The organism is Halanaerobium sp. ST460_2HS_T2 (assembly GCF_003337665.1).
GTDB classification, from domain to species: domain Bacteria; phylum Bacillota; class Halanaerobiia; order Halanaerobiales; family Halanaerobiaceae; genus Halanaerobium; species Halanaerobium kushneri.
The window spans coordinates 64,768-87,207 of the sequence record NZ_QPJF01000006.1 but is presented as its reverse complement, the minus strand read 5'-3'; the positions used below and the strand labels follow the sequence as shown (position 1 = coordinate 87,207).

General features: G+C 38.2%; 27 protein-coding genes. 2 read left to right on the top strand and 25 right to left on the bottom strand.

The features are described 5' to 3' along the window. Positions 1 to 133: 133 nt before the first annotated feature. The 5 genes from DFR80_RS04370 to DFR80_RS04350 all read right to left on the bottom strand — a co-directional run bounded on the left by DFR80_RS04370 (position 134) and on the right by DFR80_RS04350 (position 4,866). A complete protein-coding gene (locus DFR80_RS04370) occupies positions 134 to 1,414 on the bottom strand; it encodes a cation:proton antiporter (protein ID WP_076544195.1) in 1,281 nt (426 codons plus the stop codon). Positions 1,415 to 1,479: 65 nt separating this feature from the next. Further along, a complete protein-coding gene (locus DFR80_RS04365; protein ID WP_076544194.1) occupies positions 1,480 to 1,944 on the bottom strand; it encodes an HPP family protein in 465 nt (154 codons plus the stop codon). 3 nt (positions 1,945 to 1,947) lie between these two features. Further along, positions 1,948 to 2,901: a 1-phosphofructokinase family hexose kinase gene (locus DFR80_RS04360; protein ID WP_076544193.1), complete on the bottom strand. Its 954-nt coding sequence runs from the start codon at positions 2,899 to 2,901 to the stop codon at positions 1,948 to 1,950. An 82-nt stretch (positions 2,902 to 2,983) separates the two neighbouring features. Further along, on the bottom strand, positions 2,984 to 4,234 hold the full coding sequence (locus DFR80_RS04355) for a UDP-N-acetylglucosamine 1-carboxyvinyltransferase (protein ID WP_114489291.1): 1,251 nt from the start codon (positions 4,232 to 4,234) through the stop codon (positions 2,984 to 2,986). Positions 4,235 to 4,305: 71 nt separating this feature from the next. Continuing rightward, the gene (locus DFR80_RS04350) at positions 4,306 to 4,866 is read right to left on the bottom strand and encodes a YueI family protein (protein ID WP_076544191.1); all 561 of its coding nucleotides are present in this window, start codon (positions 4,864 to 4,866) and stop codon (positions 4,306 to 4,308) included. Positions 4,867 to 5,124: 258 nt separating this feature from the next. On the opposite strand from DFR80_RS04350, the gene DFR80_RS04345 reads away from it, so the two are divergent. Both DFR80_RS04345 and DFR80_RS04340 read left to right on the top strand, forming a co-directional pair. Then, positions 5,125 to 5,739, top strand: a complete 615-nt coding sequence (locus DFR80_RS04345) for a TetR/AcrR family transcriptional regulator (RefSeq protein ID WP_114489290.1) — start codon at positions 5,125 to 5,127, stop codon at positions 5,737 to 5,739. A gap of 10 nt (positions 5,740 to 5,749) precedes the next feature. After that, positions 5,750 to 6,622, top strand: coding sequence for a DUF6544 family protein (locus DFR80_RS04340; RefSeq protein ID WP_114489289.1), 873 nt, complete (start codon positions 5,750 to 5,752; stop codon positions 6,620 to 6,622). A gap of 128 nt (positions 6,623 to 6,750) precedes the next feature. On the opposite strand, the gene DFR80_RS04335 is transcribed toward DFR80_RS04340, so the two are convergent. The 20 genes from DFR80_RS04335 to rho all read right to left on the bottom strand — a co-directional run bounded on the left by DFR80_RS04335 (position 6,751) and on the right by rho (position 22,268). After that, positions 6,751 to 7,182, bottom strand: coding sequence for a F0F1 ATP synthase subunit epsilon (locus DFR80_RS04335; protein ID WP_114489288.1), 432 nt, complete (start codon positions 7,180 to 7,182; stop codon positions 6,751 to 6,753). 3 nt (positions 7,183 to 7,185) lie between these two features. After that, entirely contained in the window at positions 7,186 to 8,598 is a 1,413-nt protein-coding gene (gene atpD, locus DFR80_RS04330; RefSeq protein WP_076544187.1) for a F0F1 ATP synthase subunit beta, read from the bottom strand. 23 nt (positions 8,599 to 8,621) lie between these two features. Further along, a complete protein-coding gene (atpG, locus tag DFR80_RS04325) occupies positions 8,622 to 9,530 on the bottom strand; it encodes an ATP synthase F1 subunit gamma (RefSeq protein WP_076544186.1) in 909 nt (302 codons plus the stop codon). A gap of 2 nt (positions 9,531 to 9,532) precedes the next feature. Further along, positions 9,533 to 11,113 (bottom strand): F0F1 ATP synthase subunit alpha, encoded by a 1,581-nt coding sequence (atpA, locus tag DFR80_RS04320; RefSeq protein WP_076544185.1) that lies wholly within the window; start codon positions 11,111 to 11,113, stop codon positions 9,533 to 9,535. A gap of 1 nt (position 11,114) precedes the next feature. Further along, positions 11,115 to 11,675 (bottom strand): ATP synthase F1 subunit delta, encoded by a 561-nt coding sequence (gene atpH / locus DFR80_RS04315; RefSeq protein ID WP_076544184.1) that lies wholly within the window; start codon positions 11,673 to 11,675, stop codon positions 11,115 to 11,117. Then, the gene (gene atpF / locus DFR80_RS04310; protein WP_233493707.1) at positions 11,672 to 12,151 is read right to left on the bottom strand and encodes a F0F1 ATP synthase subunit B; all 480 of its coding nucleotides are present in this window, start codon (positions 12,149 to 12,151) and stop codon (positions 11,672 to 11,674) included. Before atpF ends, atpH begins: the two co-directional genes overlap by 4 nt. Before the next feature lie 136 nt (positions 12,152 to 12,287). Next, positions 12,288 to 12,545, bottom strand: a complete 258-nt coding sequence (gene atpE, locus DFR80_RS04305; protein WP_076544182.1) for an ATP synthase F0 subunit C — start codon at positions 12,543 to 12,545, stop codon at positions 12,288 to 12,290. 37 nt (positions 12,546 to 12,582) lie between these two features. Continuing rightward, positions 12,583 to 12,990, bottom strand: a complete 408-nt coding sequence (locus tag DFR80_RS04300; RefSeq protein ID WP_076544181.1) for an ATP synthase subunit I — start codon at positions 12,988 to 12,990, stop codon at positions 12,583 to 12,585. A 103-nt stretch (positions 12,991 to 13,093) separates the two neighbouring features. Continuing rightward, positions 13,094 to 13,351, bottom strand: coding sequence for an ATP synthase F0 subunit C (gene atpE / locus DFR80_RS04295; RefSeq protein WP_076544180.1), 258 nt, complete (start codon positions 13,349 to 13,351; stop codon positions 13,094 to 13,096). Positions 13,352 to 13,375: 24 nt separating this feature from the next. After that, the gene (atpB, locus tag DFR80_RS04290; protein WP_076544179.1) at positions 13,376 to 14,035 is read right to left on the bottom strand and encodes a F0F1 ATP synthase subunit A; all 660 of its coding nucleotides are present in this window, start codon (positions 14,033 to 14,035) and stop codon (positions 13,376 to 13,378) included. A gap of 105 nt (positions 14,036 to 14,140) precedes the next feature. Then, a complete protein-coding gene (locus tag DFR80_RS04285) occupies positions 14,141 to 14,362 on the bottom strand; it encodes an AtpZ/AtpI family protein (RefSeq protein WP_076544178.1) in 222 nt (73 codons plus the stop codon). A gap of 135 nt (positions 14,363 to 14,497) precedes the next feature. Then, positions 14,498 to 15,538: a glycosyltransferase family 4 protein gene (locus tag DFR80_RS04280; protein WP_076544177.1), complete on the bottom strand. Its 1,041-nt coding sequence runs from the start codon at positions 15,536 to 15,538 to the stop codon at positions 14,498 to 14,500. 22 nt (positions 15,539 to 15,560) lie between these two features. Continuing rightward, on the bottom strand, positions 15,561 to 16,208 hold the full coding sequence (upp, locus tag DFR80_RS04275; RefSeq protein ID WP_369862595.1) for a uracil phosphoribosyltransferase: 648 nt from the start codon (positions 16,206 to 16,208) through the stop codon (positions 15,561 to 15,563). A gap of 26 nt (positions 16,209 to 16,234) precedes the next feature. Further along, positions 16,235 to 16,732, bottom strand: coding sequence for a low molecular weight protein arginine phosphatase (locus DFR80_RS04270; RefSeq protein ID WP_084566088.1), 498 nt, complete (start codon positions 16,730 to 16,732; stop codon positions 16,235 to 16,237). Next, entirely contained in the window at positions 16,719 to 17,852 is a 1,134-nt protein-coding gene (locus tag DFR80_RS04265; protein WP_084566087.1) for an L-threonylcarbamoyladenylate synthase, read from the bottom strand. The genes DFR80_RS04270 and DFR80_RS04265 overlap by 14 nt, the downstream gene beginning before the upstream one ends. Positions 17,853 to 17,896: 44 nt before the next feature. Continuing rightward, entirely contained in the window at positions 17,897 to 18,775 is an 879-nt protein-coding gene (gene prmC / locus DFR80_RS04260) for a peptide chain release factor N(5)-glutamine methyltransferase (protein WP_076544176.1), read from the bottom strand. Position 18,776: 1 nt separating this feature from the next. After that, complete coding sequence (gene prfA / locus DFR80_RS04255; RefSeq protein WP_076544175.1) at positions 18,777 to 19,859, bottom strand: peptide chain release factor 1; 1,083 nt, start codon at positions 19,857 to 19,859, stop codon at positions 18,777 to 18,779. 38 nt (positions 19,860 to 19,897) lie between these two features. Then, positions 19,898 to 20,476, bottom strand: coding sequence for a thymidine kinase (locus tag DFR80_RS04250; protein WP_076544174.1), 579 nt, complete (start codon positions 20,474 to 20,476; stop codon positions 19,898 to 19,900). A 151-nt stretch (positions 20,477 to 20,627) separates the two neighbouring features. Next, a complete protein-coding gene (gene rpmE / locus DFR80_RS04245; RefSeq protein WP_076544173.1) occupies positions 20,628 to 20,855 on the bottom strand; it encodes a 50S ribosomal protein L31 in 228 nt (75 codons plus the stop codon). Between the two features lie 153 nt (positions 20,856 to 21,008). Next, positions 21,009 to 22,268, bottom strand: coding sequence for a transcription termination factor Rho (rho, locus tag DFR80_RS04240; protein WP_076544172.1), 1,260 nt, complete (start codon positions 22,266 to 22,268; stop codon positions 21,009 to 21,011). Between the last annotated feature and the right edge of the window lie 172 nt (positions 22,269 to 22,440).

The window sequence follows — 22,440 nt, the reverse complement described above, 5'->3', positions numbered from 1 at the left end:
CTTATAAACAAATTACCACTATAATATGATTTCTCTAAAAAAGAAGTAATTCCTGCAGTCTTCAGCTTACACCTCATTATAGACTATTAATCTTAAAATAAAATTAAAAACTGTTATTTTTTCGCTGACTGCTTTATTCGTGTGTTTCCCCTGCATTTACTACAGCATATTTAGTTAAAAGTGGACCAAATACTTCAGTCATAGCAGCTGTAAGTAATAAAGTGTTGAAAATCACAAGGCCAATTTCAGGAGCCTGAACATACTGTCTCTGGATAGAATAAGCCAGAGCAATTGCTACCCCACTCTGAGGCAAAAGTCCCAGACCAATATATTTTTTTACCGCTTCTGGAGCTCCAGAAATACTGGCGGCCAGAGTTGACCCCCCCACCTTACCGACGATACGCGCAATTAAATAAGTAAAGGCTATCAGCAGAAAACTAAGGGAACCCATCTCCGAAAATCTGATTTCAGTACCAGCCACTATAAAAAACATGGCATAAAGAGGAATTGTCATGGTATCAATTTCTTCAGAAATCTGCAGGTTCATCTTGGCAAAATTTCTAACTCCAAAACCAACCGCAAGATTGGCAATCAATGGGGAAAAGCCAAAGAAAATTGAAATTGAAGAACTCAAAGTAATTGTTGTTACAACTGTTAATATCTTTCTGGTTTTTTCATTAAAAATAGTTAATAGATGCTGAGCTGCATAACCAAATGCCAGACCAACAATAATAGCACCAAAGATCTCAACTAAAGGAAAAATTATCACTTCAACTAAATTAATGGCTCCCTCCCCCTGATAATGGGCATAAGCTATCGGATTGATCAGCGAAAAGATTATTAAAGCAAAAGCATCATCCAGGCCAACGACAGCCATAATAGTCGAAGTCAGCGGTCCTTCCGCATTGTACTCTTTTAGAACCATTACAGTAGCAGCCGGCGCAGTAGCAGAAGCAACAGCACCAAATAAAAGTGCTTCATAAAGTGGTGATCCGGTTAAATAAATAGCCGCAGTAACCACTATAAAGGCCGAAATGGATTCTGCTAAAGCTATAGAAATTATACTTTTACCAAGCCGTTTAATTGTTTTAAATGACAGTTCACTACCAATAGTAAAAGCAATAAAAGCCAGAGCTATATTGGTAATATAACCAAGGTTGGCGAGAATAAAAGTATACATGTTATACATTTCCTGATTTATCATCGGAAAAAGTGATATAATATCAGGACTCAATAAAATCCCCAGAAAAACATAACCAACAACTATTGGTATTCTGTATTTTTTGGCCAGCAAAACTATCAAAAAAGCAAAAAGCAGAAAAACAGAAATCAAATAAAGTTCTTTATTGGCTATGTTTTCTAAAGCAAGCCATTCTTCAACTTCAATTGCAGAGAAAGATACTAGTTCATTCATAAATCACACCTCGTTTTTATTCTATTAACTTATAAAATTATAAAGTTATAAATAGAGAATAACAATTAATCATTCCTTTTATCTTCAGCCTCATCCAGTAAATAATGCAGCAAATTTGATCTCTCTATAAACCCCCGTAAAAACCCCTTGTCATTAATTACAAAAAGATGAGACTCTTTATTATTAAGCATAATATCAGCAATTTTTTTCATATCACTATTTTCTTTGACAGCATCCCGGTTGCGGGCCATATATTTTTCCACTTTTTCATCCTTGACGTATTTTAAATTTTCTACCGCTTCATTAACTTCATAAAAAAGTCGGCTGCTGTCTAAAAAACCAAAGCTCTCAGGAATTATGTTCTTTAAAATATTGTTGCTGTAGATAGTTCCCACAAAAAGATTTTGATGATCGACTACGGGCAGAACTGACTGCTCTGATCTATACATCAAAATAATCGCCTTCCGAATACTGTCATCAGGTGTAACTGAATTCATCGTCCGCACCATATATTCTTTTACATGACTCATTTTTTATCCCTCCAGCTTTTTAATTTCCAGTCTATCCAGACAGCAGTCATAATTTTTACGGTCATCTAAATAAATTTCTTTATTTTCGGCTATCCATAAAGCTGCTGCACCACCACGGCGATTGGCCTCCAGAAAATCAAAATTATCTGTCTGAAAAGCATAATCTAAATATCCTGTGTTATAGGCGTCACCTGCTCCCAACCAATTTATAATACAATAACCCTTTGGCGAAAGCTGATATACTGAACCATCCTTATCAAAAAGCAGGCGGTCACAGTGGAAAGGAATCATTACCCTTTTGGCTCCCATCTCCTGCATCTTTTTGCCGGCTTTTATATAATCTTCTTTATCATTCATTTCCAGATCCAGAATTGTTTTATGGTGCTTAAAATAAGGTGTAACTACCTCCGGCTCTGATTTTAAAGCCAATTTTAATGCTTCACCACTTGCCTGCAAAAATACATGTTTACCTTTGTTTTTGGCAATTTTTATTAGACGCTGATAAATATTAAAGTCCACACCTTCGGGTACTGAACCTGACATTAAAATACATTCACTTTCGGAGATAGACCTTTTAAAACGAACAATTAGTTCTTCAACTTCCTCTTTTTTGACTTTAAAAGTATAATCATTATACTGAGTATAAGTGGCTGGTTCGCGACCAATTATCTTAACATTATTTCTAATCTCACTCTCAGTATAAATATAATTACTGATAATATCATATTTCTGAACCATTTTTTCAAAAAACAGTCCCTGTTTACCACCCACAAAGCCAATATTCTGAACATCATTATATCCAAGTGCTTTAAAGTTTATGGCACTAATTAGACCTTTACCACCCGGATAAACTTTCAGGTCCTCATGATCATAAATAAACTGGTTTTTCATAACTTCGTTTTTTTCGACAAAATACTCACGGTCAATAGCCGGATTTAATGTTACTGTTGTAATCATTACTTTCACCACCTTATTTTTTTGAAGATCAAATTTGATTTTTAAAACAGAAAACCGCTGAAATATCAGCGGCAGGTTTTATTTACTCAGATACTTTACTTATAGAAGCTCCAACTTCTCGAAGCCTCTTTTCTATATTTTCATAGCCACGTTCCACATGGTAGATGTCTTTCACTTCTGTTTGACCCTCAGCTGCCAGTCCGGCCAGAATAAGTGCAGCTCCTGCCCTCAGATCTGTAGCCCTTACTTCGGCACCAGTCAGGCGGCCCGGTTTAATGAGAGCACTATGTCCATCAATCTTGATTTCTGCTCCCATTCTTTTCAGCTCATCTACATGCATAAAACGATTTTCCCAGACTGTTTCGATGATTAAACTTGTCTCATCAGCCTGAGTTAGCAGAGCCATCATCTGAGACTGCATATCTGTAGGAAAACCAGGATAAGGAAGAGTCTTAACATCAACAGCTTTTAATTTATTCCCTGCTTTAACTCTAACTCCAGCAATATCCTCTTCTACAGAGATACCCATCTCATGCATTTTAGCAATCAGTGGTTTTACATGTTCGGTCAGCACATTGCGCACAAAAACATCCCCACCGGTGATAGCAGATGCTATCATATATGTACCAGCTTCAATTCTATCAGGAATAATGCGGTGCTCAACTCCGTGCATCTCATCAACACCTTCGATCTTAATAATATCTGTACCTACACCTTTAATATTAGCCCCCATTACAGTTAAAAAGTTAGCTAAATCGACAATTTCTGGTTCCCGGGCAGCATTCTCGATCACTGTTTTTCCTTCCGCCCGACTGGCAGCAATCATTATATTAATAGTTGCTCCAACACTAGGATAATCCAGATAAATTTCAGCACCAGTAAGCTTATCAGCTTTAACATCTACAACCCCGTGATCCAGGTTAACCTCTGCTCCCAGCGCTCTAAATCCCTTTAAATGAAGGTCAATCGGACGATTCCCGATATTACAACCCCCGGGAAGTGTAGTTCTGGCGTGACCTGATCTGGCGAGCATTACTCCCAGTATATAATAGGAAGCACGCAGCTTTCGGGCCAGCTCATGATCGGCCTCTGTTTTAGAAACTGTGCTTGAGTCAATTTCGATCCGGTTTTGATCTCTTTTTACTTTTGCTCCCATATCTTCAATAATACTGCATAAATTTGTTACATCTCTAAGCTGTGGAATATCTTCTAAAACAACCTGAGAATCAGCAAGCAGTGATGCAGCAATAATCGGTAAAGCTGCATTTTTTGCTCCTCCAACTTTAATCTCTCCATTAAGTGGATTTAAACCTTCAATAATATACTTGTCCACCTCTAAAAGCCCCTTTCTAATAAAACACGCCTTTAAAGGCCGCATCAAATCTTATCATTTTTAAATGACAGTTATTTTTTCTGGCAGCCTATACAGCCTGTACCTGTTAATTTATCGAATATGCCGGCTTTTTTATAATTGATTTTTTCTTCCGGCGCTTTTTCCATCAATTCCTTCCAACAATCACTGCAGAGCAAAGAGCCTGCATTCTTTATAATATTATCAGATATACCCTTTTTTTGCAACTTTTCTTGCCGCTCCGGAATCTGTCCCAATTGCTGTTTTACTGCATCTTTTCCAGCAACTGCCAGAGCTACATTTCCCCGGAATTCAGGAGAGTTTTTTCTGTTAAATCTAACCCCTTCTTCCCGGGCCCATTTTATATAATCTGAGATATTTTTTTTATCTATATCTCCCCGAATAATTAGTTTATTTGCTTCTGCACTTTGAAGAGCATTTTTAATTTCAGGATATAATGCATCCTCCTTAAGCTGACTTTCTGATAAATATGCAATCACTCTCTCCTGATACTCCCCTAAAAATCTATTTTTCTCACCCTTTTTTATTTCAGTTGGACCAAAAGCCCCCTCACGAGCGGTTTTTTCTAATTTACTTTCATCATTTTTCTTCATAGAAATACCTCCCGCTTATATTTTACCACTTTCAGTTCCTGATGTACAGGTAGGCAGCTTTGTGATTGAATCTGTTTGTTTATGAATGTATATGTACACGCACCGTGCACCTGTCAGTTTATGTCGAATTTTATACTTGACAGCAGCTAAAGATAGTGATAAATTTAACTAAACAGTGTTTATTATAATTAACAAAGTTCATCAAACTGTATAATTCTTAAATAATTATAGTTGTTTGCTTTTCGAAAGGAGAAAAATATGAATGAAAATTTAAAAGCTGCCAAAACCAGATTGATTAAAGAAGCTATTGTCAAAGCGGCAAAAAAAATTATCGAAGAAGATGGCTTAGCCTCTCTGTCTATTCGAAATCTGGCTGAGCAGATTGGATATTCCCCTGCCGCTATTTATCAATATTATGACAGTAAAGCTCAAATTGTTAGTGCAGTAATTCGGGATGGTTATCATGAAATCATTAATTCTATTCAGAGCGAAAATTCGAACTTTCAATCTGCAGAAGAAGAAATCCGCCATAAATTGAAAATTTACATTAAAAATGCGCTCGAAAACAAAAACTACTATAGGGCTGTAATGATGAGTGAAGATAAAAATGTTCTCCAGTTTACCAAAGTTTTGAATAAACAAACACACTCAAATCAATCAGCAATCCAGTTCCTGGTTAATTTGATTGAAAAGGGCCAAAAACAGGATGAGTTTTTAAACAACAGTGCTGAAATTTTAGCAAAAAGCATCTGGACTGCAACCTTTGGCCTCATTATCAGAATGATTATAGAAAATATTGATGATCAGCAGAGGCAAAATGAATTAATAGAAAACCAGCTTCAGCTGATTTTTGATGGAATAAGAAAAAAATAAAGGAGGAAATATGAATATTTTTAAATTTGGATTCTGGCCATCTATTCTTGTTTTAGTTTTTTTATTAATAATTTTAGGTGCAGCCGCAGCTGCAGTTGGAAAATGGGAGTTTAATAAGAAAATTGATTCAGAGCTTAAAAAATTAAAGCAACAAAATTCTACAGCCTCAGATTTTAATAATCAAAAAATTACTGTTGAGGACTTAAGAAAGCTACCTGAACCTGTTAATAAATGGCTTAAACACACGGGAGTAATTGGAAAAAAAAGAATTTCAGCGGTAAATTTAAAGCAGAGTGGGGAAATGAAATTAGAGCCTGATCAGAAAAAGTGGTTTAAGCCAGAAGCAGAGCAGTTTATTGCTGTTAATGAGCCGGGTTTTCTCTGGCAGGTTGATCTGGCTATGTTACCGGTTATTAAAACCAGAGGAAGAGATCTCTTTAAGCAGGGAAATGCTTCCATGCTGATTAAAATTGCTTATCTGCTGCCAGTTGTTAATCAGGAGGCAAATGCAAAAATTAATGAATCAGCTCTGCACAGATTTTTGCTGGAACTGCCCTGGTATCCCACAGCTGCCTTAAATAATTACATCAGCTGGGGCGAAATAAATGCCACTACTGCCCGGGCCACCATTAATCATCAGGGTGTCCAGGCCTCTGCAGACTTTATTTTTGATCAGAGAGGAAATTTACTCCAGACCAGGGCGCTGAGATATAAAGAGAGCAGCGAAAGTGCTGAAAGATTGAAATGCACTGGAGAGCTCAAGGAATATAAAGAATTTGATGGCATAAAAATCCCGACTGAAATTGATGTCAGCTGGTATTTAGACAGTGGAAAGTTCACCTGGTTTAAGGTTAAAATAGACGAAATCAGATTTAACTACTAACATTTGACGACTAATTAAAAAAAGGGCCTTTTCAGGCCCATTTTTTATTAATATTTAATTTTCTAATCAAACCACCCGACCTTTTTCGACAAAAGTCGGGTGGTACATGGTACCTGTGCGTTTTAGTTTTATATCCGATCATAACCATGATCATGATGTCCGGCCGCCTTGAGACGAGCCAGAGCTCGATCATAGGCGGCTTCTGCACGAGCAAAATCGATATTTTCACGATCTTTTTCCAGTTTGGCTTCGGCGCGATCACGAGCGGCTTCAGCTCGCTCAACATCAATTTCCTCCGGCAGTTCGGCAGTTCTCACAACCAGATTTATCTGGTCAGGCTGAACTTCCATAAAACCTTCACTGATAGCTATCTGAATTTCTTCTCCTCCTTTAACAACTCTCACAACACCAATCTGCATTGCTGTCACAAGAGGTGCATGGTCAGGCAGAATACCTATCAAACCATCAATGGCAGGCCCCTCGATTAAATCAACCTGTTCACTATAAACTAATTTCTCAGGGGTTACTACATCTAGCTGAATTTTTGGTGCAGCAGCCATTGGCTACTCACCTTCTTCCAGCTGTTTAGCTTTTTCTACTGCGTCTTCGATTGTACCTACCATATAGAAGGCTTCCTCAGGCAGATCATCATAACGCCCTTCTAAAATTCCTTTAAAACCGCGAATTGTATCATCCAGCTCTACATACTGACCTGGAGTTCCGGTAAACTGCTCAGCAACAAAGAAAGGCTGAGATAGGAAACGCTCAATTCTACGGGCTCTATTTACAACAATTTTATCTTCTTCAGATAATTCATCCATACCTAAAATTGCTATAATATCCTGTAAGTCTTTATATTCCTGCAAAATCTCCTGGACCTCACGGGCAACCTGATAGTGTTCCTCACCGATAATTCTCGGATCGAGAATATTAGAGGTTGAATCAAGTGGGTCAACAGCAGGATAAATTCCTTTTTCCACAATGTCTCTTGAGAGTACTGTTGTAGCATCTAAGTGAGCAAATGTGGTAGCAGGAGCAGGGTCAGTCAGGTCATCTGCAGGTACATAAACTGCCTGAACAGATGTGATTGAACCTTTTTTAGTTGAGGTAATTCTCTCCTGCAGGGAACCAACATCATAAGCAAGTGTTGGCTGATAACCTACCGCAGAAGGCATTCTACCTAAAAGAGCAGATACCTCAGAACCGGCCTGAATAAAACGGAAAATATTATCAATAAATAATAATACATCCTGTCCAGCCTCATCGCGGAAATACTCAGCCATTGTTAAACCTGTAAGACCAACCCGCATTCTAGCTCCAGGTGGCTCGTTCATCTGACCAAAAACCATAGCAACCTTATCTAAAATATCGGCTTCCTGGAATTCCAGCCAGAGGTCATTACCCTCTCTTGTTCTCTCTCCTACACCGGAGAATACAGAATAACCTCCATGCTCTGTAGCTATGTTATTAATTAATTCCTGGATAAGTACTGTTTTTCCTACCCCAGCACCACCAAAGAGACCAACCTTACCACCACGTGTATAGGGTGCTAAAAGGTCAATAACTTTAATTCCAGTTTCGAAAAGTTCTGTTGTTGATTCCTGCTCTTCAAACTTAGGGGCAGGACGGTGAATAGGCATTCTCTCATCAGTTTCAACCTCACCGCGGTTGTCAATTGTATCACCTAAAACATTAAATACTCGCCCCAGTACAGCTTCCCCAACCGGAGTACTGATTGGATCACCCTGGTCAACAGCTTCCATTCCTCGTACTAAACCATCTGTTGAAGACATAGCCACTGAGCGAACCCGGTCATCACCGAGCTGCTGCATAACTTCGCAGGTTAAATTTATTTCTTTCTCTTCATTTTCTATTTTAATCGCATTATAAATCTTTGGTAATGTTCCGTCCGGAAATTCAATATCAACAACCGGACCAATAACCTGAACTACTCTACCAATGTTCTGGTCACTCACGCAAATTCCTCCTTTATAAAACTTTATTTAAGTGCCTCTGCTCCACCAACAATTTCAGTAATTTCTTTTGTGATTTCTGCCTGACGGGCTCTGTTATATTTCAATGTCAATTTATCGATCATTTCGTTTGCATTTTCAGTTGCAGAATCCATAGCAGTCATTCGGGCACCAAACTCACTGGCTTTAGACTCCAGCAGAGCAGAATAAATCACATTAATTAAATACTGTGGTAAAATATTATCAAAAACTTCAGCCGGAGAAGGTTCGAAAATGTAGTCTACATATTTCTTACTTCCCTCTTCTTCAGCTGCTGTTTCAGCCTCTATCTGCTCGGTCTCATCAGTTTTTTCTGCCTCCTCAGCAAATTTTTCTACTGGTAAGAGCTGCATTGTCTTTACCGACTGACTGATAGCAGAATTAAAGTGAGTATAAACCATAGATACCTTATTAACATCCTCTGCTTCAAAATGATGAATAATCTCATCAGCAATATTGTTGGCAAAACCATAACCGGGATAGTCATCAAGCTGAACATATTCGGCCATAATGTCTGTTCCACGGCGGCGGAAATAATCCCGCGCTTTGCGGCCCAGAACCATCAGCGAAACTTCTTCTTCCTCTTCCACAATTTCTTCCGCCAGATCAATTACTTTATGGTTATAGGCTCCACAGAGACCTCTATCACCTGTAATAACAATTACTAAATGCCTGCCACCTTCTCGTTCAGCTAAAAGCGGATGAGCTGTTTCTTTAGTCCGGGTAAAAACACCTCTTAAAACTTCTACTGTTTTATTAAAGAAAGGCCTGGCATCTTCTGCTCTATCCTGAGCATTTTTCAGTTTAGCGGCAGCAACCATTTTCATGGCTCTGGTAATCTTTTGAGTGTTTTTAACACTCCCTATCCGCCGCTGAATATCACGCATATTCTGCATTGTTATTTCACCTCAGCTTCCTCTGCTTCGGTATCAGATTCGTCAGAATCCATATCTACAATAGTGTTTTCCTGAACCTGGAACATATCTTTAAACTCTTTAACCATCTCATCTAATTTTTCTTTAAGCTCATCAGATAATTTTCCGGATTCAACAATTTCTTCTTTAACTTCAGCATAATTGCTGTCTACAAAGTTTAAATACTCTTCTTCAAAACGGCCTAAATTATCAACCGGCAGATCATCTAAATGACCATTGGTTACAGTATAAATGATAATTACCTGTTCTTCTACCGGCATTGGAGAGTACTGGTCCTGTTTTAAAATCTCTACAATTCTTTCCCCACGCGCAAGTTTTTGCTGGGTTGATTTATCAAGGTCAGATCCAAACTGTGAAAAAGCCTCAAGTTCACGATACTGAGATAAGTCAAGACGCAGTGTACCGGCAACATCTTTCATTGCTTTAATCTGAGCATTACCACCAACACGAGATACAGAAATACCTACGTTAACCGCCGGTCTAACCCCAGAGAAGAATAATTCACTCTCCAGATAAATCTGACCATCAGTGATAGAAATTACGTTGGTAGGAATGTAAGCGGAAACATCGCCAGCCTGAGTTTCAATGATTGGCAGAGCTGTTAAGGAACCTCCACCAAGATCATCATTCAATTTAGCAGCACGCTCTAATAAACGTGAGTGAAGATAGAATACATCACCAGGATAGGCTTCACGTCCAGGCGGTCTTCTTAAAAGAAGTGACATGGAACGATAGGCTACCGCATGTTTGGAAAGATCATCGTAAATAACCAGTACATCTTTATCATCTTCGTACATAAAATGCTCACCCATAGCACAGCCGGCATAAGGTGCAATATATCTGATCGGAGCTGGTTCACTGGCAGTAGCAGAAACTACAATAGTGTAATCCATTGCTCCCTCTTCTCTCAATCTTTCTGTAAGCTGAGCTACAGTTGAGTTTTTCTGACCAATAGCTACATAAATACAGATTACATCATTATCTTTCTGATTAATAATAGTATCAATACCAATTGCAGTTTTACCGGTCTGACGGTCACCAATGATTAACTCACGCTGGCCTCTACCAATTGGAGTCATCGCATCAATTGATTTTAAACCGGTCTGCAAAGGTACTTCTACAGGCTGACGATCAACAACACCAGGTGCCTCAGATTCTACCGGGCGGTATGTATCACTATCAATAGCGCCTTTACCATCAAGCGGCTGTCCAAGTGGATTAACAACTCTACCTAAAAGAGCTTCTCCAACTGGAACCTCAACCACACGACCGGTGCGCTTTACATCATCACCCTCTTCAATTAATGTTTCATCACCGAGTAAAACAACCCCGATATTATCTTCCTCTAAGTTCAAAGCCATACCGAATACTTCATTGGGAAATTCCAATAATTCTCCAGCCATAGCATCTTTTAAACCATAAACATGGGCAATACCATCACCAACATCCAGGACGGTACCGACACCCACGGATTCTAATTTTTGTCCGTAATTTTCTATTTCTTTTTTGATAATAGAACTTATTTCTTCAGGTCTCAGTTTCAAATTAATTCACCCCTAACTTACTTACTGGAATCGCTTTAAGTTTCTGCTTTAATGAACTTAACTCATTACGCAGACTGCCATCAATTATATAATCTTCAATTTTTAGAACAATACCAGCAATGATTTCTTCATCTACTTTATTTTCAATCTGAATATTATAATCTAACAGTGAATCTAATTTTGCTTTTAATTTATCAAGAATTGAGCTCTTTAACTCAACAGCTGATGTTACCTCAACATGCAGGATACTTTCGGCATCATCTACAAGAGAATTGAATTCTTTAATTATTGATTCCAGAAAAAATTCTCTCCTTTTATCAATTAGAATAAAAAGAAAGTTTAAGATATCCTGATTTAATTCGTCAGCAAAAATTTTATCCAGTGTTCTCTTTTTGTCTTCGGGCATGATTCGCTGGTGAAAAAGAAGTTCATTTAAATCCTCATTTTCCAATACCAGCTGCCAGAACTCGTCCAGGTCTGATTTTAAATTTAAAAGGTTATCATGATCTTTACCCAGTTCAAAAAGAGCGCGACTGTACTTAGAAGCTACCTCATTTCTCATTGCAGCTCACCCAGTTTCTCTTCATCCAGCTGATCTATAAAGTCCATAATCATCTGCTGATGTTTGTCTTCGTCTAACTGCTCCTGGATTAGTCTGTTAGCTGCCAGAACTGTATAATCAGCAATGCTGTCTCTAAGTTCAGCTGCAGCTTCCTTTTTGGCCTGTTCAATTTCTTCTAATTTCTTGGCCTTTAAATTCTCAGCTCTTTCTTCCGCTTTATTTATAATATCTTTAGCCTTTTTATTGGCTCTACTTTCTGCATTATCTACAATTTCCTGGGCCTCACTACGAGCGTTTTTTAGTTTCTGCTCATATTCGGCCTTCAATTCTTCTGCTTCTTCTCTGCGGGCTTCGGCATCATCTAAATCACCGTTAATCTGAGCTGCTCTTTTATCAAGCATATCTTTAATTGGTGAGTAAAGAAACTTACGCAGTAAGAAAAGAAGAATAAAAAAGTTAACTAATTGCCACAACATTGTAGTATTAATATTAACCAAGAGTACATTCACCTCCTGAAATATAATTACCCATCATGAGGATGGGAAAATAGTCATTAATATAGCAAGTACTATTAAGTCAGGAGATTGCTCTCCCGACTTAATTTAGTCTCAACTATATTGTAAAGATTAAAACAATGGCAATAACCAGAGAATAAATACCAGTTGACTCAGCAACGGCCTGACCTAAAAGCATAGTTGTAATAATATTACCTCTTGCTTCCGGATCTCTAGCTACAGATTCTACAGCTTTACCAGCAGCATAACCCTGACCAATACCAGGACCAATACCTGCAATCATTGCAAAACCTGCTCCTAAAAGTGCTGCTGCTCTAATAACTGTGTCAATAACTTCTGGTGAAAATTCTACCATTATAATTTCCTCCTTTCGGTTTTAAAAAACAAAAATCTTATTTATACTCATCAAATTTACTTTGAAAAGTATCCTTTAATAAATCAACAACTGACCACAGTATGACTACAAATTTTATCATAAATAGTCCTACTGCCGCAGCAAGAAAGTCCAAATTGGCATTTCTGGCTGCACTAAAAAGCACTGCAAAATAGAGGGCATATTCTATAAAATATCTATTTCTTATAAATTTTTCTGCTGATTCTTCTTCCATACTCAATGCCCTAATTATGTTATTATATTTTAATCTTAAAAGAAGAGTAGCTATTACAAGCCCAAAGATAAATCCAAATAAAATATCATATTCTCCTGCTATTAGTGATGAAATAATTGGAAATAAAGAAAATAAATATGTTATCTTTAAGATTTTTATCTGAACTTTCTGGGGATCATTGATATCCTTCATTTAAAACTCCTCTGTGGATTCTGCTGCAAACCAGCAAAAATCTCTGCTTCTTTTAAGAATTAAAAACAACTTAAATTAATAATCTTATAAAAATAACTTTAAATCAAACTCCAAAAATCAAAAAGATCGCTATTACAAGTGAATAGATGCCTGTCGAACCGGAAATAACCTGTCCTAAAAGCATTGTTGTAATTATTGATCCTCTTGCCTGCGGCTGCCTTCTTACAGCAGATGTTGCTTTCCCTGCAGCAAAACCCATACCTATACCCGGGCCAACTCCAGCAATCAAAGCAGCTCCTGCAGCAATGTAAGAGGCGGTTGTAATAACTGTATCAGCAACTTCTGGTGAAAAATCAATCATAATTTGCCTCCTTTCCTTAAACTACTAAGACTTGGCAACAGAAATATAAGCAATTGCTACCATCCCAAAGATTAAGGCCTGAATCATTCCTACAAAAAAGTCAAACCAGGCATGTAAGGGAACAGGTACCAGTGGCGGAGCCGCCTGATAAATTAGGGTAATAATAATCCCACCACCAACTATATTTCCAAAAAGACGGAAAGAGTGAGAAATTGGTTTTGCCAGCTCACCAATCACATTAATTGGTAATAAGAAAATTACCGGCTCAGCAAATCCTTTAATATAACCCCAGACACCATATTCTCTCATTCCCTCATACTGGACTACTACAAAAACTACTAGAGCAAGCCCTAAGGTAGTATTTAAATCACCAGTAGGACTGGGCAGTCCGGGCACAAGGCCAATCAGGTTACTAAAACCCACATAAATAAAAATAGTGGCTATAAAAGGAAGAAACCTCCATCCTTCTCCCGGCAGCATTGGCTCAATTTGTTTGTAGATTAATTCTACAATCATTTCTGCAACATTCTGTTTCCCTTCTGGTCTAATACTCAAATTAGAAGTTAAGTATTTCGCCAGAATTAAAATAATAATTACAGAAAGCCAGCCAACCAGCAGGGTATCAGTTACTGGAAGATATTCTTTACCAAATAGATAAAATTGTATCTGTGGACCTGGATTCAAAATGCTTCCTCCTCTCCAAAAAATAGTATAAAAATCAAAGCATAAAATAAATTGGAAATAAAATTTAATTAAAAAAGAACAAAATAATCAGAAAACAATCTTTATTTAATCCTCAAAAGTTGAAATTAAAAGTTTGTATACAGAATAAAAACCAGCTGCCAGACCAACAAGCAGACCGGAAATTTTAAAAAAAAGCTCAAAACCTAAAAGACTGTCTACTAAATAACCGGCACCAAAACCAATCCCGGCCGAAACAACTATCATTAAACCAACTTCTGTTAGCAGTGAAAGACCTCTCATAATCTGACGCCAATCTTTATTATCCATTTTTAATCTTACCTTTGTAATATTTTATTATATAAAAACTCAAGTTGCAAGCTCAAATGTGAAATAAACAACAAAGTCTCAAAAATAACAAATTTTTGAATGCTCTACAATTTTTTAAAACCAGAGCAAAAACCATTAGCTATCTTCCAGTGAACAACCCTCCTGTGGTAATTCCACAGAAAAAATGCCGAGCCTCTTGGCTCCATAGATAATTATTAAAATAACTGAAGTAAAAATAATTAAAGCATGATCAAATTTAATTCCATTAATAACAAAAGCTATGGTTCCTAAAATTGCACTAATAATATACACTGAAATAACAGCCTGGCGCTGATTCATCCCGATTGCCAGCAGTCGATGATGAATATGTCCATGATCTGCTTCTCCAATTGGACGGTCATTAAAAATCCTGCGGATAATCGCAAAAGTTGTATCCAGAATCGGTATTGCCAGAGCCAGCATCGGTACAAATATAGTTACTGCCGCTGCACTCTTAAGTGCTCCGGTAATCGAAACAGCTGCTATAATATAACCAATAAACATGGAACCCGTATCTCCCATAAAAATCTGAGCGGGATTAAAATTGTATTTTAAAAAACCCAGACAGCTGCCGGCCAGTAAGACAGCCAGCATCGGTGCTACAAGCTGATTCTCCTGCAGAGCAACTGCAAACAAAGTTAAAACTGCAATAATTGAAACTCCAGCCGCCAGTCCATCAAGACCATCAATTAAATTAATGGTATTAATAATACTGACAATCCAGAACACTGTAAAAGGAATCGCATAGACGCCCAGATAAATAAAACCACCAAAGGGATTGGTAATAAAGTTAATTTTAACACCATAGTAAATTAAAATCAGAGCCCCAATTATCTGGCCAAAAAACTTTAGTGGAGCAGAAATTTCAAATTTATCATCCAGCAAACCTAAGATCAGCATAAAACTGCCACCAATTATAATTCCTTTAATTGTTTGATTGGGAGGCAGAAAAAAGCGGAGCGGAATCATAAAAGCAAGATAAATTGCTGTTCCACCTGCAGTAGCAATAATCTTTGTATTTATTTTTCTTTCTCCAGGCCGATCAATAAAACCAAATTTATGTGCCAGTTTAATAACAACCGGAGTTATGGCCAGAGATAATATTAAAGTAATTATAAAAGCAGCCAGATATAGCAATTATCTTACCTCCATTTCTTTTTTATTTTGTACCGTAAAGTCTATCTCCTGCATCACCAAGGCCGGGAACAATATAAGCATGATCATTTAATTTCTCATCCAGAGCACCTGTCCAGATATCAATATCCGGATGTGCATCCTGAATTTTTTTAACTCCTTCTGGAGCTGCAACTAAAACCATTAATTTAATGCTGCGTGGATTTCTTTCTTTAATAAATTTAATAGCTTCCATAGCAGTATTACCTGTAGCCAGCATAGGATCTACAACCAGCAAATCTCTTTCCTCAACATCAGTCGGCAGTTTACAGTAGTATTCTACGGCCTCTAAAGTCTCAGGATCTCTATATAAACCAATATGACCAACCCGGGCAGCGGGAATCAATTTTAAAACACCATCCAGCATTCCCAGTCCAGCTCTTAAAATAGGAACAACTCCCAGTTTTTTACCGGCAATCATTTTAAACTTTCCTTTAGTTATTGGAGTTTCAATTTCTACATCTTCTAAGGGCATATCTCTTGTTACCTCATAGGCCATTAGAGTTGCCACCTCATCAGCAAGCTCTCTAAATTCTTTAGGTCCAGTATTTTTATCCCTCATTATTGCAACTTTGTGTCTTATTAGCGGATGATCCATTACATGTAATTCACTCAAAGTTATTACTCCCTTCATATTAATATTATTCTACTTAAAGAGGCTTAGTCCTCCTCAATCAGCTCAAAATTCTTTAGTTTTTCCAGTAAGGCCTTTAAATTATCTCTTATTTCATCTCTTGTCTCCCGATAAACTGCTTCGGATAGACCAAAAGGATCCTGAATATCTCTTGATTCAGCATCCAGCTCACTTAATTCTTTTAACGTGAAAATCTTATCAGCCAGATCAGGATGTTTAAGCACCAGAGCCCGGCTGTGTTTCCGGGTCATCGTAATAATTAAGTCTTCCCGGGTAAGCTCAATATCTTCGATATTGTGGGAACTATGTTCTGCCAGATCGATATTTAATTCTGCCATCACAGTACTGGCTTTCTCATTGGCATCAGCCCCTTTAACTGCCGAAATACCAGCTGAAAGAACCTCCCAATTTTTGGCTTTTAACTCTTCTTTTTCAGCTATTAATTCTTTTAATAGATATTCTGCCATCGGACTCCTACAAGTGTTTCCTGTGCAAACAAATAAAATTCTTTTAATTGTCTCCACCTCCTGGCTGAGAATATTGATCGGCAGCTGCAGCTTTGTAAATCCTGTTCATAACTGCTTCTCCTATACCTGCTCGATCCAGTTCTTCAATATAAATTTCCTCTATACTCTGATCTGCATCCATTTTCCTCAATAAATCAAATAGTTTTTGGGCCAGTTCTTCTGGTGCCTTATGATCAAAAACCCGCAAAATCTTTATATTTTTATCTGGTAGCTTGCCAGTATCAATTTCACTCTCTCTGGCAGTTATAATAGCAATCCTGGTATTTTCAGCCCTTTTTAAAGCCTGATTTAAAACCGAAATCCTATCTGCAAAATTAAAAGTATATAATTTCTTCTCCGGTGCATAATGACGATATTTCATCCCTGGAGAAAGAACTTTATCATTTTTCAGCTCAGCTGCCAGAATAACTTCTTCTTCTAAAAATCGAGAAATTTCTTCCCGACTGATTCCACCTGGTCTTAAAACCCGAACCTGATCTCCACTCAGATCAATCACGGTTGATTCCACTCCGAAATGACAAAAGCCCCCATCCAGAATCAGCGGTATTTTTCCTTTTAAATCATTATAAACATGTTCAGCTCTGGTCGGACTGGGAAAACCGGAGGTGTTTGCGCTGGGAGCAGCCAGAGTTAGTCCGGAACTCTCAATTACAGCCAGCATCAGAGGATGGGCCGGCATCCTAACAGCAATAGTCTCCAGGCCGGCAGAGGTTGTCTCCGGAACTTCCTCTTTTTTGGGGAAAATAATAGTCAGCGGCCCGGGCCAGAATCTCTGCATTAATTTTCTAGCTTTTGTCGATATTTTGCCTGCTGTAAGCTGCTCAAGCTGTGATTGATCAGCAATATGTACAATCAGCGGGTTATCCTGTGGTCGCCCTTTGGCTTTAAATATTTTTTTTACAGCTTCAGGATTTAAAGCATCAGCCGCCAGTCCATAGACAGTTTCGGTTGGCAGGGCCACTATTTCTCCCTCTTTTAAGAGCTCTGCCGCTTCAATTACAGCCTGGTCACTCTTTAAATCTGAGCGTAATTTTAAATCAAGTGCCAGTTTTTTGATATCCTGCTGCTGAAATTTAGTCTGATATTCGGTTTTTTTAATCTTTGTTTTATAACCCATCACTTTCACCCGACCCCGACTTAAAATAGCTCTAAAACTTAAATTTAATTAGTTTTACTTTCAGCTCTTTTTTCTAAAACTGCCGTTACAATTCTATCATTATTAGAATAATCTTGCTTAACTTCTATATCTGTCCAGTTATCTCCAAAAAGACTGCTTACTGACTCAGCCTGCCGATAACCGATTTCTAAAAACAATCTACCGCCCTTTTTAAGAACTTTTTCAGCTTCCGGAATCAAACGTCGATAGTATTCCAGGCCATTTTCTCCTGCCTTAAGAGCAGTCTCCGGTTCTTTTTTTACCTCGGGAGACAGTTCTTCCATCTCAGTTTCGGAAATATAAGGGGGGTTAGAAACAATAATATCAATTTCCTTAATTCCCCTTTTAATAAATTCAGCCAGCAGATCACTTTTTAAAATACTCATCCGCTCGGCTAACTCATGTTTTTCCATATTCTGACGGGCAATCTTTAAAGCCTGAAGAGAAAGATCAACTCCCACCACCTTAGCGTTCTCAAGATAGTGAGCCAGGCTAACTGCAATCGCGCCACTGCCGGTCCCCACATCAATAATCTGAGGACTCTCCAGTTCCGCCTTACGACAGTATTCAATAACTGCCTCCACTAAATTTTCGGTATCAGGACGGGGTATTAATACCCCTTCTGCTACTTTAAATTCTAATGACATAAATTCCTTTTTTTCAATTATATAGGCAACAGGCATTCTCTGAGCCCTTTTTTTGATCATCTCTCGATAGCTGTCAATTTCAGAACTTTTTAGAGGATAATCATATTTTACATAAAGATTAATTCTTTCCATATCCAAAAGATCAGCCATCAGCACCTCAGCATCCAGGCGAGAACTTTCAATTCCTCTTTCAGCCAGAAACTGGTCACTGCGATTAAGAAGTTCTTTAATATTCATTTTAGATCTTCTCCAATCTCTTGATATTATCCTCCTCAATTAGGGGCTCGATTACCTGATCTAAATCTCCATCAAGGATTTTATCCAGCTGATGCACAGTCAGATTAATCCGGTGGTCACTAACTCTTCCCTGAGGAAAGTTGTAAGTCCTAATTTTTTCGCTGCGGTCACCTGTACCAACCTGAGACTTACGAGCTTCTGCTCTCTCCTGCTGTTTTTCCTGCTCCTTTTTCTCCTGCAGGCGGGCGCGTAAAATACGCATCGCTTTAGCTTTGTTTTTATGCTGTGATTTCTCATCCTGGCAGGAAACTGTCAGACCGGTTGGCTCATGAGTAATTCTAATCGCAGAGTCAGTTGTATTAACACTCTGACCACCAGGACCACTGGAACGGAAGGTATCAATAGTCAGGTCATTGGTATTGATCTCAACATCGACTTCTTCTGCTTCCGGCAGCACAGCTACAGTTGCAGTAGAAGTATGGATCCGGCCGCTGGATTCAGTTGAAGGTACCCGCTGAACACGGTGAACTCCACTTTCATATTTTAGATATTTAAAGATATCTGTCCCTTCAATGGTAAAAATAATTTCTTTAAATCCACCTGTCCCGGATTCATTGGCACTCATAACTTCTACTTTCCAACCTCTACCTTCTGCATAACGGGTATACATTCTGTAAAGATCAGCAGCAAAAAGTGCGGCTTCATCTCCACCGGCACCGGCCCTAATTTCTACAATAACATTTTTTTCATCATTGGGGTCATCAGGCAGCAGCATAATTGGAAGCCTTTCTTCCAATTTTTCTTTTTTGGGTTTCAGTTCTGCAATTTCTTCTTCAAAAAGTGCCTGCATTTCTGGATCATCATCAAGCTCCATCATTTCTTCAGCTTCTTCAATTCCCTCTTTTGCTTCTTTATATTCTTTATATTTATCGACTATCTTTTTTAGTTTTGCATGTTTTTTTAACAGCTTCTGATATTTATCACTGTCATTAATTACTTCTGGATCACTGAGCTTGGAATTCAGCTTTTTATAATTAGCTACCAGTTTATCCAGTTTTTCTTCTAAATCATTAATATCAAACATTTATCATTCACCTCATATTATCTTAAAAATTAACAGGCTTATTCGCCTTTAATCGCATGACAGCTCCTGCAGCGGGCCTCATAAACCTCGGAAGCACCGACCAGAATCACCGGATCATCGGCTGCTGCCGGTTCACCATCAATTAAACGCTGAGTTCTACTTGCTGGTTCACCACACTGAATACAGATAGCATGCAGTTTATCAACATATTCGGCTCTTGCCATTAGTTCCGGCATCGGGCCAAATGGTTCATTGCGAAAATCTCTGTCCAGACCGGCCAATATTACTCTGATCCCTCTATCCGCCAGGTCTTCACAAATCTCCACTAAATCTTCATGAAAAAATTGAGCTTCATCAATACCAACAACATCAACTGTATTATCAATCCGCTCTAAAATTTCTTCTGGATGATCAACCGGAACTGCTTCTATACTGTTTCCACTGTGAGAAACAACATCTTTTTTACTGTAACGATTATCTAAAACTGGTTTAAAAACTTTTACCTTCTGCCTGGCAATTTTCACCCTCCGCAGCCTGCGGATTAACTCTTCACTTTTACCACAGTACATTGGACCTGTAATTACTTCCAGCCAGCCACTTTTTGTGATTTTATACAATTACTCCACCTCATCATTAGTTTGCTGTTCAGATTTTAAATCAAAAATGAAATTAAAATTTTCTCTTACAAGCGCCAGATTATGAAAATTTTTCTAAAAAAAAAGCAGAGCAATTAAGCCCTGCAGCAGAAAAAAGGATTTCTGTTCCGTTCTACTCAGAATCTTCTTCTGAGCTTTCGTCTGAAATCCCATATTTTTTATTAAATCTTTCGACACGACCACCTTTTTTGGCTTTACGCTGTTTTCCTGTATAGAATGGATGACAGCTAGAACAAACTTCTACCCTGATATCTTCTTTAGTTGACTTAGTTTTATAAACCTCGCCGCAGGCACAGGTTATTGTGGTTTCTTTTACGTCCGGGTGGATTCCTTCACGCATCTATATCACCTCTCTTGCATACATAATTATTGTTACACCGATTATTTTATGTCTTAAAAATCGGGCTGAAGACATAAATCTTCACGCTAAGATTTATTATAACACAGGCCTTTTAGTGTTGCAAGGAAAAAGCTAGAGATTTTCAAGCCTGTTTTAGTTCTTAAAGACCTTGTCCAGCATATCCAGCAGTTCCTCATTATCCTTAGTATTTTTTAGCTGTTTTAAAAAAGTACTCATCAGCTCATAATCTGTCATATCCTGAGTCTGCTGACGGAGTTTCCAGATAATTTCCAGTTCCTTCTCTCCCAAAAGCATCTCTTCTTTTCTGGTTCCAGAACGATTGATATCAATTGCCGGGAAGAGTCTTCGCTCTGCCAGTCGGCGGCTTAAGTGCAGTTCCATATTACCTGTACCCTTAAACTCCTCATAAATTACATCATCCATACGGCTGCCTGTATCCACTAGAGAAGTAGCAATAATTGTCAAACTGCCACCTTCTTCGATATTTCGGGCAGCTCCAAAAAACCGTTTGGGGAAATGCATAGCTGTTGGGTCAAGTCCACCTGAGAGAGTTCTGCCGCTGGGAGGGATGGTCACATTGGCTGCTCTGGCAAGTCGGGTAATACTATCTAAAAGAATGACTACATCATTTTTGTGTTCAACCAGCCGCTTGGCTTTTTCCAGCACCAGCTCAGCTACCTGAATATGTTCCTCGGGTGGCTCATCAAAAGTAGAGGCAATTACTTCCGCATCAACCGAACGCCTCATATCTGTAACCTCTTCCGGCCGTTCATCAATTAAAAGAATCATCATCTTGCTTTCCGGATAATTATAACGAATACTATTAGCTACCTTTTTTAAAAGCACAGTCTTACCGGCTTTAGGTGGAGAAACTAAAAGCCCCCGCTGCCCTTTCCCAATCGGAGCAATCAAATCAATCATCCGGGACGAAATTTCATTTTTATGATATTCAAGCTTATACCGTTCCTCCGGATAAAGAGGAGTTAAATCTTCAAAATGCGAACGCTCCCTTGCTTTTTCCGGATCCTGATAATTAACCGCCTCGATTCTTAAGATTGCAAAATATTTTTCGTTATCCTTGGGTTCTCTGACCTGACCGGAAACTACATCTCCAGTTCTTAAGTCAAATCTCCTGATCTGAGAAGCGGAGATATAGATATCATCACTGGAGGGGATATATTTAGAAGGTCTTAAAAATCCATATCCTTCACTCTGAATAATCTCCAGCACACCCTCAGCAAAAATATTCCCTCCTTTTTCTGTTCCCTTCTTCAAAATAGCAAAGATCAAATCTTTTTTCCGCATCTGCGAATAACCGCTGACTCCCATTTCCTTTGCTATCTCATGTAATTCTGTAATAGTTTTTCGTTCTAACTCACTGATGTTAAGCACATCAAGTCCACCTTTCTTTATTTTCCCTGTTTTATTTAAAAATAATTTATCTGAATAAATCTGTATGTATATTCTATTAAACTAGATGACTTAGTATTTTTAGTTATTTAAGCTTGATGAGTAACTAGGATAAATGAGGTCAAACAACAGGAGGTTGTTTGTTAATCCTGCC

Excerpts from the sequence above, each read along its gene's own strand:
- DFR80_RS04360 (WP_076544193.1), bottom strand. The coding sequence starts at position 2,901 with ATGATTACAACAGTAACATTAAATCCGGCTATTGACCGTGAGTATTTT.
- upp (WP_369862595.1), bottom strand. The coding sequence starts at position 16,208 with ATGAAGGGAGTAATAACTTTGAGTGAATTACATGTAATGGATCATCCG.
- DFR80_RS04350 (WP_076544191.1), bottom strand. The coding sequence starts at position 4,866 with ATGAAGAAAAATGATGAAAGTAAATTAGAAAAAACCGCTCGTGAGGGG.
- atpE (WP_076544180.1), bottom strand. The coding sequence starts at position 13,351 with ATGATTGATTTTTCACCAGAAGTTGCTGATACAGTTATTACAACCGCC.
- rpmE (WP_076544173.1), bottom strand. The coding sequence starts at position 20,855 with ATGCGTGAAGGAATCCACCCGGACGTAAAAGAAACCACAATAACCTGT.
- atpH (WP_076544184.1), bottom strand. The coding sequence starts at position 11,675 with ATGAGAAATGAGGTAGCTTCTAAGTACAGTCGCGCTCTTTTTGAACTG.
- atpE (WP_076544182.1), bottom strand. The coding sequence starts at position 12,545 with ATGGTAGAATTTTCACCAGAAGTTATTGACACAGTTATTAGAGCAGCA.
- DFR80_RS04370 (WP_076544195.1), bottom strand. The coding sequence starts at position 1,414 with ATGAATGAACTAGTATCTTTCTCTGCAATTGAAGTTGAAGAATGGCTT.
- DFR80_RS04265 (WP_084566087.1), bottom strand. The coding sequence starts at position 17,852 with ATGGGTTATAAAACAAAGATTAAAAAAACCGAATATCAGACTAAATTT.
- prmC (WP_076544176.1), bottom strand. The coding sequence starts at position 18,775 with ATGAATATTAAAGAACTTCTTAATCGCAGTGACCAGTTTCTGGCTGAA.
- DFR80_RS04340 (WP_114489289.1), top strand. The coding sequence starts at position 5,750 with ATGAATATTTTTAAATTTGGATTCTGGCCATCTATTCTTGTTTTAGTT.
- atpG (WP_076544186.1), bottom strand. The coding sequence starts at position 9,530 with ATGCAGAATATGCGTGATATTCAGCGGCGGATAGGGAGTGTTAAAAAC.
- DFR80_RS04335 (WP_114489288.1), bottom strand. The coding sequence starts at position 7,182 with ATGGCTGCTGCACCAAAAATTCAGCTAGATGTAGTAACCCCTGAGAAA.
- prfA (WP_076544175.1), bottom strand. The coding sequence starts at position 19,859 with ATGTTTGATATTAATGATTTAGAAGAAAAACTGGATAAACTGGTAGCT.
- DFR80_RS04345 (WP_114489290.1), top strand. The coding sequence starts at position 5,125 with ATGAATGAAAATTTAAAAGCTGCCAAAACCAGATTGATTAAAGAAGCT.
- DFR80_RS04285 (WP_076544178.1), bottom strand. The coding sequence starts at position 14,362 with ATGGATAATAAAGATTGGCGTCAGATTATGAGAGGTCTTTCACTGCTA.
- atpF (WP_233493707.1), bottom strand. The coding sequence starts at position 12,151 with ATGTTGTGGCAATTAGTTAACTTTTTTATTCTTCTTTTCTTACTGCGT.
- DFR80_RS04300 (WP_076544181.1), bottom strand. The coding sequence starts at position 12,990 with ATGAAGGATATCAATGATCCCCAGAAAGTTCAGATAAAAATCTTAAAG.
- DFR80_RS04365 (WP_076544194.1), bottom strand. The coding sequence starts at position 1,944 with ATGAGTCATGTAAAAGAATATATGGTGCGGACGATGAATTCAGTTACA.